The sequence below is a fragment of the Mycobacterium sp. IS-1496 genome (assembly GCF_001499995.1).
Taxonomy (GTDB): Bacteria; Actinomycetota; Actinomycetes; order Mycobacteriales; family Mycobacteriaceae; genus Mycobacterium.
The window spans coordinates 123,500-136,378 of sequence record NZ_LQIU01000003.1; the positions used below are offsets into that span (position 1 = coordinate 123,500).

Consider the following 12,879-nt stretch of genomic DNA (forward strand, 5'->3'; position numbering starts at 1 on the left):
GCGGGGGTGGGCCTAGCGGACGAACAGGCGGTGCAGTTCGGTCAGCCACGGGACGGCGACGGCGAACGTCGGGCCGACCAGCACCACCGCGGCGGCCAGATAGGCGGTGGCGGCCAGGGCGAGGCTGTTCGGCCGGCCGCCGAGACGGCGCACCCGGATCACCGTGGTCGGACCACCCGCGGCCAGCGCACCGGAGGGGGCACGCCCGGCGGCGCAGGCGACGAGGGCACGCGCGAGCGGGGTGGGGCCTGCCCTGCGCACGGCGGCGTCGTCGGCGAGCAGTTCGACCAGCAGACGCACCGCGTCCAGGGCGCTGGCGCTGCGGACGAATCGGGGGAAGGCGGCGTGCACCGCGGTGAACATCTCCAACACGAGGTCGTGCCGGGCGCGCAGGTGGGCGCGTTCGTGGGTGAGGATCGCGGCGATCTCGTCGCGGTTCATCGTCTTGAGCGCCCCGTCGCTGAGCACCACGCGGCTGCGCACCCCGGGCAGGCAGTACGCCAGCGGTTGCTCGACGTCGAGGACGCGCAGGCCGGTCGCCTGCCTACGGACGTCGGTCGGCACCGCGTCGCGGGAAACCCCGAGCAGATCGACCATCATCCGGTGGTGGGCGCGCCGGCGCCGGGTGGCGACGGCCACCTGCAGCACCGACACGATCAGGCGGGCGCCGATGAGCAGGGTGAGCGCGAAGGCCACCACGTAGAGCAGCCACAATGGCCACCCGAGAGCGTCGATCTCACTGGTGATCGTGGCGGTCGGTCGGCCGTCGGGGCCGGGGACGAACAGCCGGCTGGCGATCGCGATACCCGCGGAGAAGGCCGAGAGCACACCGGCCAGCGCGATGGACTGCCAGAGGACCACCGCCGCGCGCGGAGCCCGCATCGGCCAGGACGCACGAGCCAACAATGCCGGCACCGGCCCCACGAGGAGCAGCGCGACAAGGGTGAAGGCCAGCGCGGACACCCCTCGATTGTCGCTCAGGCGGTACCCGGACCGCCAGCGGGCTTGGTGAGACTTTGCTTGCCCTCCAGTTCGGCCAGCGCCCGGCGCAGGGCGGCGGCCTCGCCGGCGCCGACGCGCTCGACGAAATGCACCAGCGCGGCCTCCCGGCTACCGGAGTCGGCGGCCTGATCGAGGGCGTCCACCATCAGCCCGGCGACCAGTTCGTCGCGGCCGTGGGTGGGGGCGTATCGGTGGGCACGGTCGTCACGGTGCTGCACCACCAGGTTCTTCTTCGCCAGTCGCTGCAGCACCGTCATGATCGTGGTGTAGGCCAGGTCGCGTCGAGCGGCGAGCGCTTCGTGCACCTGGCGCACAGTCTGGGGCTCGCGGGCGGACCACAGGTGGTCCATCACCTCGCGCTCGAGCTCGCCCAGACGCGTCAACTTGGCCATCTTCCCGTCACTCTCTCCAACAGTAGAACCAGGGTACTACCGCGCGTCGTATCCGACGCAGAGGAGCAACAGTCTTCCTCATTGCGGACATTCCCGCACTGGTCACCGGGCGGTGCTGTGAAACCAATCACAGGTTCTGGTCCCGCCGGGGCTCGTAGTTATAGTAAGGCTAACCTAACTCAAGTGAGCCGCCGGGAGGTGCAGTGACCGTACTGATCGAGGACCCGCTGATCGCGGGCATGGCCATCAAGCGGACGCTCCCGCTACACGAGTCGAGCCGCCGCCTGCGCGAGCTCTACCCGGAGTGCCCACGGGTCTACGGGGTCGCCGTCATGGGTGACCTGTCCCGGCGCCGGTGGTGGCCGCTGACCGAGGCGCTCACCGGGGATCGTCTCCAGGCGATGTTCGACCTGGCCTCCGCCGAGACCGACAACCGTGCCGCGGTCGCCCAGCAGCTGGCCGCCACGCTCGCCCATGTCGTCCTCGGCCGCGTCATCCCGCTGCTGGTGCTCGAGGGCCGCGCCTGGGATACCGGCCTGGAGAACCTGTGGGTGCACGTCGACTCCGAGGGTGCCATCGACTGGGTCGGCGTCGTGGACCCCACCCTGCGCGCGCTGCCCGACGATCCGCACATCGCCGGCCGGGCCCGTTTGCGGCTCGGGGCGCCGCAGGGCATCGTCGCGCTGCCCAGCGAGGCCGCGCTGACCACGTGGGTGGCGCACCGGAGTCACCGTGCGCTCGCACCGCTGTTCGCCAAGCTGGCTGCCATCAGCGGCGGCGCGATGTCCGTGCCGGCGATGTGGCACCTCGTCGGTGGGGCGGTCGTCGGCGCGGCCACCCAGGTGCCGCTGCTCGCCGGGTCCAGCGAGTTGACCAGCATGCGCCGCGGACAGGCCGTGCTCGATGCGCTCGTCGGTTTCGGCCTTCCCGTACGCGGTGCGGTGCGCGGAACCGGGGGGAAGGTCTTGCTTAATTAGGGCAGCCTTGCCTACCCTGATGATGTTCCACCGGACCGCGCCGGAGTCCTGAGGGCTGCAGAGACCCCCGGTCCATCGAAAAGGGCGGGCCCCGCACATCATGTGCGGGGCCCGTCCGCTTTCTCGCCCAACCCGTGTCGCGTGCGCCCCACGTCGCGGTGTAGACACGTCTGCTGTGACCACTCAGGTACCCGACGGCCTCGGCGACGGCTACGACTCGGAACTCGGCCTCACCTATCTCGAGATCACCCCCGACGGCGGCCGGGCGCAGCTGACGATCCACGACAAGCTGTTGCAGCCGTGGGGGATCGTGCACGGCGGCGTCTACTGTGCGGTCGTCGAGAGCCTCGCCAGTGTCTCCGGCCACGTCTGGCTGAGCGAGAACGGCGGCGGCACGGTCGTCGGCGTCAACAACAACACCGACTTCCTGCGGGCCATCTCCTCGGGGACCGTCACCGCGGTCTCCACCCCGATCCACCGCGGTCGTCGTCAGCAGCTGTGGCTGATCACCATCACCGACGAGAACGACAAGCTGGTGGCGCGCGGTCAGGTGCGGCTGCAGAACATCGCCGACGCCTGAGGTCCCGCGCGCTGAGCGCTGCCGCGCACGGCGCGCCATGGCAGGATCGCGCACTATGCGTTTGACCCCGCATGAGCAGGACCGCCTGCTGATCTCCTACGCCGCCGACCTCGCGAGGCGCAGGCGCGCCCGCGGGCTGCGCCTCAACCATCCCGAGGCCGTCGCGGTCATCACCGACCACCTGCTCGAAGGCGCCCGCGACGGCCGCACGGTGGCGGAGTTGATGGTCAGCGGACGCGATGTGCTCAGCCGCGACGACGTGATGGAGGGAGTGCCCGAGATGCTGCACGACGTGCAGGTGGAGGCCACGTTCCCGGACGGGACGAAACTCGTCACCGTCCACCACCCGATCCCGTGACCGCGCCCATCGTGCCCGGCGAGATCCTCTTCGGCGAGGGGGACATCGAGATCAACACCGGTGCCGAGCGTCTCGAGATCGAGGTCGTCAACACCGGTGACCGGCCGGTGCAGGTCGGCAGCCACGTGCACCTGCCGCAGGCCAACGCCGCCCTCGACTTCGACCGGACCGCCGCGCACGGCCACCGCCTCGACGTCCCCGCAGGCACCGCGGTGCGCTTCGAACCCGGTGTGGCGCAGCGTGTCCGGCTCGTCGCGCTGCGCGGAACGCGGGAGGTGCACGGGTTGTCGCTGAATCCGCCGGGCCGATTGGACGAGACGCGATGAGCGGGCTGTCGCGGGAGCGCTACGCGGCGCTGTACGGCCCCACCGTCGGTGACCGGATCCGGTTGGCCGACACCGACCTCGTCATCGAGATCACCGAGGACCGCAGCGGCGGACCGGGACTCGCAGGCGACGAGGCCGTGTTCGGCGGCGGCAAGGTCCTGCGCGAGTCGATGGGACAGGCCAGGGCCACCCGCGCCGACGGCGCCCCCGACACCGTCATCACCGGCGCCGTCATCCTCGACCACTGGGGTATCGTCAAGGCAGACATCGGTATTCGCGACGGCCGCATCGTCGCGATCGGCAAGGCCGGCAACCCCGACATCATGGACGGTGTGCACCCCGACCTGGTGGTCGGTCCCTCGACGGAGGTCATCGCGGGCAACGGGCGCATCCTCACCGCGGGCGCCATCGACTGCCATGTGCATCTGATCTGCCCGCAGATCATGGAGGAAGCCCTCGGCGGCGGCATCACGACGATCGTCGCCGGCGGCACCGGACCGGCGGAGGGCAGCAAGGCCACCACCGTCACCCCCGGGGCGTGGCACCTGGCCCGCATGCTCGAGGCGCTGGACACCTGGCCGCTCAACGTCGCGCTCCTCGGCAAAGGGAACACGGTCAACGCCGGCGCTTTGTGGGAGCAATTACGGGGCGGTGCAGCGGGTTTCAAGCTGCACGAGGACTGGGGCACCACACCGGCCGCGATCGACGCGTGCCTGACCGTCGCCGACGCGGCGGGGGTGCAGGTCAACATCCACACCGACACGCTCAACGAGATGGCCTTCGTCGAGGACACCCTGGCGGCGATCAAGGGCCGGTCGATCCACGCCTACCACACCGAGGGCGCCGGCGGCGGCCACGCACCCGACATCATCACCGTCGCCTCGCACCCCAACGTGCTGCCCAGTTCGACCAACCCGACCCGCCCGCACACCGTCAACACCCTCGACGAGCACCTCGACATGCTGATGGTGTGCCATCACCTCAACCCCAGCGTCCCCGAGGATCTCGCCTTCGCCGAGAGCCGCATCCGGCCCTCGACGATCGCCGCCGAGGACCTGCTGCACGACATCGGGGCGATCTCGATGATCGGCAGCGACGCCCAGGCGATGGGCCGGATCGGCGAGGTGGTGCTGCGCACCTGGCAGACCGCACACGTGATGAAGCGCCGCCGCGGGGCGCTGGAGGGCGACGGCCGGGCCGACAACCTGCGCGCCCGCCGCTATGTCGCCAAATACACGATCTGCCCGGCCGTCGCACACGGCCTCGACGGTGAGATCGGCTCCGTCGAGGTGGGCAAGCTCGCCGACCTCGTGCTGTGGGAGCCGGCGTTCTTCGGCGTCCGCCCCCACGCCGTCATCAAGGGCGGCATGATCACGTGGGCCGCAATGGGTGACGCCAATGCGTCGATCCCCACACCGCAACCGGTGCTGCCCCGCCCGATGTTCGGTGCGGCGCCCGCTTCGGCCGCCGCGACGTCGGTGCACTTCGTCTCGCCGCAGGCGGTCGAGGACGGCCTCGCCGACCGCCTCGACATCCGGCGCGCACTGGTCGCCGTCGCCGACGTCCGCCGCGTGGGTAAGGCGGACATGCCGCTCAACGACGCGCTGCCCCGCATCGAGGTCGATCCGGACACCTTCACGGTGCGCATCGACGGTGACGTGTGGCAGGAGCAGCCGGCCGCCGAACTGCCGATGGCGCAACGCTATTTCCTCTTCTAGCCGATTGCCGCACCGATGACTGCACTGACGACCCTGCTGGCCCTCGCTGACTCCCGACTCCCCACCGGTGGCCACGTCCACTCCGGCGGTGTCGAGGAAGCCGTCACCAGCGGGCTCGTCACCGATGTCGAGACGTTGCACGCCTACCTGGTCCGGCGCGTGCGCACCCAGGGTCTGGTGGCCGCGTCGATCGCCGCCGCCGTGCACGCCGGCAGCCTGACGGTGGCGGTGGCCGATCGCGAAACCGACGCGCGCACACCGGCGCCGGCCGCGCGCGCCGCCTCCCGGGCGCAGGGCAGGGGACTTGCACGGCTGGCCCGGCGGGTCTGGCCGAACCACGACTGGGCCGCCCTGGGCCGCACGCCGCATCTGCCCGTCGCATCGGGCGCGGTGGGTGCTGCGGCCGGCCTCACCCCCGGGCAGACGGCGCTGTCCGTCGTCTACACCACGATGACGGGGTCGGCGACCGCCGCGCAGCGGTTGCTCGCGCTCGACCCCGGCGACGTCGCGGCGCTGACCATCGGTCTGGCCCCGCTGTGCGACGACGTCGCCGCGGCCGCCGCGCAAGAGCCCGCCGACCTGTCCGACCCGCTGCTCGACGTGCTGGCCCAGCGGCACAGCGCCCGCGAGCGGCCGTTGTTCGCCTCCTGAAAGGTTCACCATGCCACCGCATTTCCTCTCCGCTGATTCCACGGGCCAACCGCACCACCACGCCGACCGGCCCAGGCGGGTCCGAGCGCCGGGGGAGCCCCTGCGCATCGGCGTCGGCGGTCCCGTCGGCTCCGGTAAGACGGCGCTGGTGGCCGCGCTGTGCCGGCAACTGCGCGAGGAACTTTCGCTGGCGGTGCTGACCAACGACATCTACACCACCGAGGACGCCGACTTCCTGCGCCGCCACGCCGTGCTGCCCGACGACCGGATCGCCGCCGTGCAGACCGGCGGCTGCCCGCACACCGCCATCCGCGACGACATCACCGCCAACCTCGACGCCATCGACGACCTCATCGCGGGCCATTCCGGCCCGGACGACCACCTCGACCTGATCCTCGTCGAATCCGGCGGCGACAACCTCACCGCCACGTTCTCGTCCGGGCTCGTCGACGTGCAGATCTTCGTGGTGGACGTGGCCGGCGGCGACAAGGTGCCCCGCAAAGGCGGTCCGGGGGTGACGTTCTCGGATCTGTTGGTGATCAACAAGACCGACCTGGCGCCGATGGTCGGCGCCGATCTCGACGTCATGCGACGCGACTCGGCCAAGGTCCGCGGGGACCGGCCGTTCGTCCTGATCTCGCTGACCGCCGATCCGACGGCCGGGCCCGTGCTGGAGTGGGTGCGCGCGCAGCTGCGGGTGCCGGTGCAGGGCTAGTGCACTCCGAGGTCCTCATCGTCGCCCGCGCGGGACGCGGCCCCCACATCGAGCACACCGGCGGGATCGCGGTGCGCCGCACCGGAATCGACACCGTGCACCTGGTGTCGGCGGCAGCCACCCCACTGGGCGGCGACGTGATCAGCGTGCGCGTCGTGGTGGAACCGGGCGCCCGGCTGGTGGTCCGCAGCGCCGCGGCGACCCTGACGTTGCCGAGCGCGGCGACACCGGAGTCGCGGACGTGCTGGGACGTCGAATCGGCCGGGGATGTCGACATCGACCCGCAACCCACCGTCGTCGCGGGCGCCTCCCGACACCTGACGACCACGCGGATCCGGCTGGCCGGCGAAGCCGGCATCCGCCTACGGGAGCGGGTGCAGATCGGCAGAACCGGTGAACGCGAGGGGTTCTGGTCCGGCGCCCTGCACGCCGACGTCGACGGCGCACCGCTGCTGCGGCATCGCGTCGAACTGGGCAGCGGATCGGTCACGGATGACGCACTCGGCCGCCCACTGGCGTGCGTGAGCGAATTGCGTTATCCCGAACCGTCGTTCGCCTCCAGCGGCACGGTGCTCGCGCTGGCGGCCGGCGGATGCCTGGCCACCTGGCAGGGGGAGCGGCTGACTAACTAGCCGCCTGCTCCCTCTCCCGTTCGGTCTCGGTGACCGCCGCGGCGATCTCCTCGAGTTCCTCGATGCGCGTTCGGGCGTACGCCTGCTGCTCGGTGATCGTGAGCTGACCGCGCTTGGTCGACAGGAACGTCACCGTCCACGAGATCAGCGTGACGATCTTGGTCTTGAAGCCGACCAGGTAGACCAGGTGCAGCGCCAGCCAGGCCAGCCAGGCGATGAAGCCGCCGAACTCCAACGGGCCGACCTTGGCGACCGCGGAGAACCGCGACACCGTCGCCATCGAACCCTTGTCGAAGTACTCGAACGGCTGGCGGAACGCCGGGTTGGCGCCCTTGACCTCGTTCTTGATCAGCTTCGCCGCGTAGCGGGCACCCTGGATGGCGCCCTGCGCCTGGCCGGGCACGCCTTCGACGGCGGCCATGTCGCCGACGACGAACACGTTCGGGTGCCCCGGGATCGACAGGTCGGGCAGCACCTTGACGCGCCCGGCCCGGTCGACCTCGACCTCGGACTGGTTGGCCAGATCGCGTCCCAGCGGGCTGGCCGACACGCCGGCCGACCACACCTTGCACGCGGATTCGATACGCCGCAGCTTGCCGTCAGGGTCCTTGACCGTGATCCCGTTGCGGTCGACGTCGGTGACCATCGCGTTGAGCTGGATCTCGACGCCCATCTTCTCCAGCCGGGCCGCCGCCTTCTTGCCCAGCTTCTCGCCCATCGGCGGCAGCACCGCCGGTGCGGCGTCGAGCAGGATCACCCGGGCACTGGTCGGGTCGATGTGCCGGAACGTGCCCTTGAGCGTGTAATCGGCGAGCTCGGCGATCTGGCCCGCCATCTCCACGCCCGTCGGGCCGGCCCCCACGACGACGAAGGTGAGCAGCTTCTCGCGTCGCTTCGGATCGCTCGACCGTTCCGCCTGCTCGAACGCGCCGAGGATGCGGCCACGCAGCTCCAGCGCGTCGTCGATGGACTTCATGCCGGGCGCCCACTCGGCGAAGTGGTCATTGCCGAAGTAGGACTGACCGGCGCCCGCGGCGATGACCAGGCTGTCGTAGGGCGTGGCGTAGTCGTGGCCCAGCAGTTCGGAGTGCACGAGCCGGTTCTGCAGGTCGATGTGTGTCACGTCACCGAGCAGCACCTGCACGTTCTTCTGCTTGCGCAGCACCACGCGGGTCGCCGGGGCGATCTCACCCTCGGAGATGATGCCGGTCGCCACCTGGTACAGCAGCGGCTGGAACAGGTGGTGGGTGGTGCGGGCGATCAGCTTGATGTCGACATCGGCGCGCTTGAGGGTCTTCGCGGCGCTCAGGCCGCCGAACCCCGACCCGATGATGACGACTTTGTGCCGATCCGTTGGAGTGGCTCCGGGATGGCTCATCAGTGCTCCTCGACGGGCGGGACATGCGAATTCTCGCCCTCTACGGTAGTCGGCGGTGCCCGGCGTTGGGCACTCGGTCGGTTGTGGCTTATGCCACGCGGGGCGCGGACTTAAACGCCCAGCACCGGCTTCAACAACGCGGCGACCTCCGTGATGCCCCCCGGCTGATAGCCGTTGAGGCTGGTGACGGGGCTCAGGATCACACTGTCGACGCCCGCGTCGAACACCTTGGTCTTGACCTGGTCGACGATCTGCTCGGCGCTGCCGTACACGGCCTGCTGCTTGAAGTCATCCGGGATGACGTCGCCGGTGACGTTCTCGTCGATGATCGCCACCACCAGCATGCTGGTCTCCAGCGTCGCCGGGTCCCGGTCGATCTCCTCGCACTTCTGCCTGACGACCTCGATCTTGCGGGGCAAGTCGTCGAACCCCGCGATGATGTTGAGGTGGTCGAAGTGACGGGCGGCCAGTGGGATCGTCTTCTTCTCGCCGCTGCCACCGATCATCAGCGGGATGTGGTCGCGGAAACGCGGCTCGGCCATCGCCTCGGTGACGCGGTAGTACTCGCCCTCGAACGTCGGGCGCTCACCCTCGAGCATCGGCAGGATGATCTGCAGCGCCTCGCCCAGCTTCTTGAACCGGTCGGTGAAGGTCCCGAACTCGTAGCCCAGCGCATCGTGTTCCAGCTCGTACCAGCCGGTGCCGAGGCCGAGGATCGCCCGGCCCTGGCTGACCACGTCGAGCGTGGTGATCGCCTTGGCGAGCAGCGTGGGGTTGCGGTAGGTGTTGCCGGTGACCAGCGTGCCGAGCTGGATGCGCTCCGTGGCGGTGGCCAGCGCGCCGAGCGCGGTGTACGCCTCGAGCATCGGCGCATCCGGGGTGCCCAGCCCGGGTAGTTGGTAGAAGTGGTCCATCACGAAGACGGAGTCGAAGCCCGCCTCCTCGGCCTCACGGGCCTGCGCGATGACCGTCGGGAAGAGTTCGGCGACGCCGGTGCCGTAACTGAAGTTCGGGATCTGGAGTCCGAGTCGAATCGTCACTCCAACAACCCTATCGGGCTAGCCGAAGTTGGCCGGTACGCCGCGGCTGACGTGCATCGTCTGGCCGGTGATGTGGCGGGCCGCCGGCGTCGACAGGAACAGGGCCAGCCGGGCGATCTCGGCGGCCACGGCGGGCGGGGTGCTCGACAGCCCGTCGTAGGACGGCTCGGCGCTCTTACCGGTCGCCACGGCGTTGACGGTGATCCCGCGGGTGCCGAAGTGGGTGGCCTGGCCGGCGGTCCAGTCGGACAGCGCTGCCTTGATCGCGGCGTCGACGCTGCCCTCACGGGCCTGGGCGATGGCGACGTTCTCCGGGATGACGTTGACGATCGACCCGCCCGAGCGGAGATGGTCGCCGACGATCTGGACGGTCAGCACCGCCGACAGCACGGTGGTGTCCAGGGCGCGCCGCCAGGCGAGCGCGTGATCGGCCAGGCCGAAGGTGCGCGGGTCCTGCGCGGCGTACCGGGGCGCGGGCACGTTGACGAGGGTGTCGAGGTGGTGCGGGAAGAGCGGCCGGGCCTCTTCGACGCCGGCCGGGTCGGTGTTGTCGAACACGATGGAGTCGACGTCGAGCTCCTTGGCGGCGATCTCGAGGTCCTCTCGCCGGGCGCCCGCGATCACCACCTGGTGTCCGTCGTCGCGGAACTCCGCGGCGATCGTTCGTCCCAGATCCGTATCACCGCCGGTGACCAGCACCTCCATCGCCATACCCTCCTCGTCGGCTCGACCACCGCGCGCGGGGGCCGCGGTCTCGCGTCGATGTTACTGGACGGTAGCTACCGCGGGTAAATCGACGCGCGGACGATGCGGTATAGGCGCACGCCGGTGACCTAATGTGCATCGCGTGACGGTCACCGAGGGGTCCGCGCTGCCCCGGTGGATCTACGTTCCGGCGGCGGCCGGCGCGCTGTTCGTGGCGCTGCCGCTGGTCTCGGTCGCCGCGAAGGTCGACTGGCCCCGTTTCACCACGCTCGTCAGCAGCGAATCCTCGGTCGCCGCGCTGGTCCTCAGCCTGCAGACGGCCACCGCGAGCACCGTGTTGTGTGTGCTGTTGGGAGTGCCGATGGCGATGGTGCTGGCCCGCAGCCGGTCGCGTGCCGTCCGCGCGGTGCGCCCGGTGCTGCTGCTTCCGTTGGTCCTGCCCCCGGTGGTGGGCGGTATCGCGCTGCTCTACGCGTTCGGCCGGCTGGGGCTGCTCGGCCGGTACCTCGAAGCGGCGGGCGTCCAGATCGCGTTCACCACCGCGGCCGTCGTGCTGGCGCAGACGTTCGTGTCGCTGCCGTTCCTCGTCATCGCCCTGGAGGGGGCGGCGCGGACCGCGGGCACCGACTACGAGGTCGTGGCGGCCACGCTCGGGGCCCGGCCGTCGGCCGTCTGGTGGCGGGTGTCGCTGCCACTGCTCGCGCCCGGCCTGGTCTCGGGCTCGGTGCTGGCGTTCGCGCGGGCGCTCGGCGAGTTCGGTGCCACGCTGACGTTCGCCGGGTCCCGCGAGGGCGTCACCCGCACGCTCCCGCTCGAGATCTATCTGCAGCGGGAGAGCGACCCGGACGCGGCCGTGGCGTTGTCGGTGCTGCTGGTCGCGGTCGCGGCGGTGGTGGTCGTCGGCCTGGGTAGTCGCCGCCTGCGCGCGCAGGGCTGGACGTGACCGGGCTGGCGGTGCGGGCGCGCGTCGAGCGCCGCGGTGTCGACGTCGAGTTCGCCGTCGGCCCGGGGGAGGTGCTGGCGGTGCTCGGACCCAACGGCGCGGGCAAGTCGACTGCGCTGCACGTGATCGCCGGGGTGGTGCGGCCCGATGACGGCGTGGTGCGGGTCGGTGACCGTCTGCTCACCGACACGGCCGCCGGTGTGCATCTACCGACGCACCGGCGGCGGGTCGGGCTACTCCTGCAGGACCCGTTGCTGTTCCCGCACCTCCGGGTGGCGGCGAACGTCGCGTTCGGTGCCCGCAGCTCCGGTCAATCGCGTGCGAAAGCCGTTGCCAACGCTCAGCATTGGCTCGGCGAGCTGGACGCCGCCGAGTTGGCCGGTCGGATGCCGCGACAGCTGTCGGGCGGTCAGGCGCAGCGGGTCGCCCTGGCCCGCGCTCTCGCCGCCGAGCCCGACGTGCTGCTCCTCGACGAACCGCTGGCCGGCCTCGACGTCGCCGTCGCGGGGGCGATGCGACGGATGCTGCGGCAGGTGCTCACCCGGGACGGCCGCTCGGCGGTGCTGGTCACCCACGACCTGGTCGACGTCGCGACACTGGCCGACCGGGTCGTGGTCGTCGACGGCGGCCGGGTCGTCGAGACCGGTCCGGCGGCAGCGGTGCTCACCGCGCCGCGCAGCCCGTTCGGCGCGCGGTTCGCCGGGGTGAACCTCGTGGCCGGCGTCGCCGGGCCGCACGGCGTGGTCCACGCGGGCGGCGTCGACTGGCACGGTGTCCCGGCCGAGGACGTGGTGAGCGGTGAGCCGGCGGTGGCGATCTTCCGGCCCGCGGCCGTCGCGGTGTACCGGCAGCGTCCGCACGGCAGCCCGCGCAACACCGTCGAGGTCACGGTCGCCGAGGTGGACAGCAGCGGGCCGGCGGTCCGGGTGCGGGCGGGGGAGCAGGGGGGCGTGCCCGGGCTCGCGGCCGACGTCACCGCCGAATCGGCCGCCGAACTGCGTCTGACTCCGGGGGACCGCATCTTCCTGGCGGTGAAGGCCCAGGAGGTCGCGGTGCATCCGGCGCCGTAACGGTCGACGTCCCCGGCCCGATCCACAGGGCAGAACGGATTTCGACGGCCCCGGCGTGGCGGCCGCACGCAACCGTGCGCAGCAACTGTGACACAGTGCTCTGAACTGTGCGTTCGCTTTCACAGCAATCGCGACTTTTATCACTTTCACAGCATTTCACACTTGCGTCACGGCGGTAACACGGTAGTTTCTTTCATCATGGATGAGCCGGATGTGATGCCGACACGACGCAGGGGCCTGGCGAGGACGCTGGCGACCGCCGCCATGGCCGGAGCCACCGCAGCGGCCCTGGCGATGCCCTCGGTGGCGAGTGCGCAACCCGCGCCGCCACCGCCTGCGCCGGAGCCGGGCCGCGTCGACAACGCCGCGGGCGGCCTGAGCTACGTGGTGAT

The 12,879-nt window shown here is 70.9% G+C and carries 15 protein-coding genes and 1 pseudogene; 11 read left to right on the forward strand and 5 right to left on the reverse strand.

Going from position 1 to position 12,879, the window contains the following annotated elements; all coding sequences use genetic code 11:
- Positions 1 to 12: 12 nt before the first annotated feature.
- On the reverse strand, positions 13 to 963 hold the full coding sequence (locus AU195_RS03135) for a M56 family metallopeptidase (protein ID WP_059157603.1): 951 nt from the start codon (positions 961 to 963) through the stop codon (positions 13 to 15).
- Positions 964 to 977: 14 nt separating this feature from the next.
- The gene (locus AU195_RS03140; protein ID WP_059157604.1) at positions 978 to 1,394 is read right to left on the reverse strand and encodes a BlaI/MecI/CopY family transcriptional regulator; all 417 of its coding nucleotides are present in this window, start codon (positions 1,392 to 1,394) and stop codon (positions 978 to 980) included.
- A 203-nt stretch (positions 1,395 to 1,597) separates the two neighbouring features.
- Between AU195_RS03140 and AU195_RS03145 the strand changes: the two genes are divergently transcribed.
- From AU195_RS03145 to AU195_RS03180, 8 genes are all read left to right on the forward strand, one after another.
- The gene (locus AU195_RS03145; protein WP_059157605.1) at positions 1,598 to 2,371 is read left to right on the forward strand and encodes a hypothetical protein; all 774 of its coding nucleotides are present in this window, start codon (positions 1,598 to 1,600) and stop codon (positions 2,369 to 2,371) included.
- A gap of 175 nt (positions 2,372 to 2,546) precedes the next feature.
- Positions 2,547 to 2,951: a PaaI family thioesterase gene (locus tag AU195_RS03150; protein ID WP_059157606.1), complete on the forward strand. Its 405-nt coding sequence runs from the start codon at positions 2,547 to 2,549 to the stop codon at positions 2,949 to 2,951.
- A 55-nt stretch (positions 2,952 to 3,006) separates the two neighbouring features.
- On the forward strand, positions 3,007 to 3,309 hold the full coding sequence (locus AU195_RS03155) for an urease subunit gamma (protein WP_059093845.1): 303 nt from the start codon (positions 3,007 to 3,009) through the stop codon (positions 3,307 to 3,309).
- 8 nt (positions 3,310 to 3,317) lie between these two features.
- On the forward strand, positions 3,318 to 3,635 hold the full coding sequence (locus tag AU195_RS03160; protein ID WP_059157623.1) for an urease subunit beta: 318 nt from the start codon (positions 3,318 to 3,320) through the stop codon (positions 3,633 to 3,635).
- Complete coding sequence (locus tag AU195_RS03165) at positions 3,632 to 5,353, forward strand: urease subunit alpha (protein ID WP_059157607.1); 1,722 nt, start codon at positions 3,632 to 3,634, stop codon at positions 5,351 to 5,353. The genes AU195_RS03160 and AU195_RS03165 overlap by 4 nt, the downstream gene beginning before the upstream one ends.
- A 15-nt stretch (positions 5,354 to 5,368) precedes the next feature.
- Complete coding sequence (locus AU195_RS03170) at positions 5,369 to 6,004, forward strand: urease accessory protein UreF (protein ID WP_059157608.1); 636 nt, start codon at positions 5,369 to 5,371, stop codon at positions 6,002 to 6,004.
- 10 nt (positions 6,005 to 6,014) lie between these two features.
- A complete protein-coding gene (gene ureG, locus AU195_RS03175; protein WP_059157609.1) occupies positions 6,015 to 6,719 on the forward strand; it encodes an urease accessory protein UreG in 705 nt (234 codons plus the stop codon).
- Positions 6,719 to 7,351, forward strand: a complete 633-nt coding sequence (locus AU195_RS03180) for an urease accessory protein UreD (protein WP_059157610.1) — start codon at positions 6,719 to 6,721, stop codon at positions 7,349 to 7,351. The genes ureG and AU195_RS03180 overlap by 1 nt, the downstream gene beginning before the upstream one ends.
- Here the strand turns inward: AU195_RS03180 and AU195_RS03185 are convergent.
- The 3 genes from AU195_RS03185 to AU195_RS03195 form a co-directional block, all read right to left on the reverse strand.
- Entirely contained in the window at positions 7,344 to 8,729 is a 1,386-nt protein-coding gene (locus AU195_RS03185; protein WP_059157611.1) for an NAD(P)/FAD-dependent oxidoreductase, read from the reverse strand. The two genes, AU195_RS03180 and AU195_RS03185, sit on opposite strands and share 8 nt — an antisense overlap.
- 110 nt (positions 8,730 to 8,839) lie before the next feature.
- Positions 8,840 to 9,769, reverse strand: a complete 930-nt coding sequence (locus AU195_RS03190) for an LLM class F420-dependent oxidoreductase (RefSeq protein ID WP_059157612.1) — start codon at positions 9,767 to 9,769, stop codon at positions 8,840 to 8,842.
- Between the two features lie 18 nt (positions 9,770 to 9,787).
- Positions 9,788 to 10,474, reverse strand: a complete 687-nt coding sequence (locus AU195_RS03195; RefSeq protein WP_059157624.1) for an SDR family oxidoreductase — start codon at positions 10,472 to 10,474, stop codon at positions 9,788 to 9,790.
- A 166-nt stretch (positions 10,475 to 10,640) separates the two neighbouring features.
- Here AU195_RS03195 and AU195_RS03200 point away from each other — a divergent pair, with 166 nt between their 5' ends.
- The 3 genes and pseudogenes from AU195_RS03200 to AU195_RS25025 form a co-directional block, all read left to right on the forward strand.
- Complete coding sequence (locus tag AU195_RS03200; protein ID WP_502687309.1) at positions 10,641 to 11,417, forward strand: ABC transporter permease; 777 nt, start codon at positions 10,641 to 10,643, stop codon at positions 11,415 to 11,417.
- On the forward strand, positions 11,414 to 12,487 hold the full coding sequence (locus AU195_RS03205; protein ID WP_059157614.1) for a sulfate/molybdate ABC transporter ATP-binding protein: 1,074 nt from the start codon (positions 11,414 to 11,416) through the stop codon (positions 12,485 to 12,487). The genes AU195_RS03200 and AU195_RS03205 overlap by 4 nt, the downstream gene beginning before the upstream one ends.
- Before the next feature lie 198 nt (positions 12,488 to 12,685).
- Positions 12,686 to 12,879 (forward strand): annotated as a pseudogene (locus tag AU195_RS25025) (APA family fibronectin-binding glycoprotein); the annotation flags it as partial.

Coding starts and splice junctions, on each gene's coding strand:
- AU195_RS03140 (WP_059157604.1), bottom strand. CDS start 1,394: ATGGCCAAGTTGACGCGTCTGGGCGAGCTCGAGCGCGAGGTGATGGAC.
- AU195_RS03155 (WP_059093845.1), top strand. CDS start 3,007: ATGCGTTTGACCCCGCATGAGCAGGACCGCCTGCTGATCTCCTACGCC.
- AU195_RS03165 (WP_059157607.1), top strand. CDS start 3,632: ATGAGCGGGCTGTCGCGGGAGCGCTACGCGGCGCTGTACGGCCCCACC.
- AU195_RS03170 (WP_059157608.1), top strand. CDS start 5,369: ATGACTGCACTGACGACCCTGCTGGCCCTCGCTGACTCCCGACTCCCC.
- ureG (WP_059157609.1), top strand. CDS start 6,015: ATGCCACCGCATTTCCTCTCCGCTGATTCCACGGGCCAACCGCACCAC.
- AU195_RS03185 (WP_059157611.1), bottom strand. CDS start 8,729: ATGAGCCATCCCGGAGCCACTCCAACGGATCGGCACAAAGTCGTCATC.
- AU195_RS03195 (WP_059157624.1), bottom strand. CDS start 10,474: ATGGAGGTGCTGGTCACCGGCGGTGATACGGATCTGGGACGAACGATC.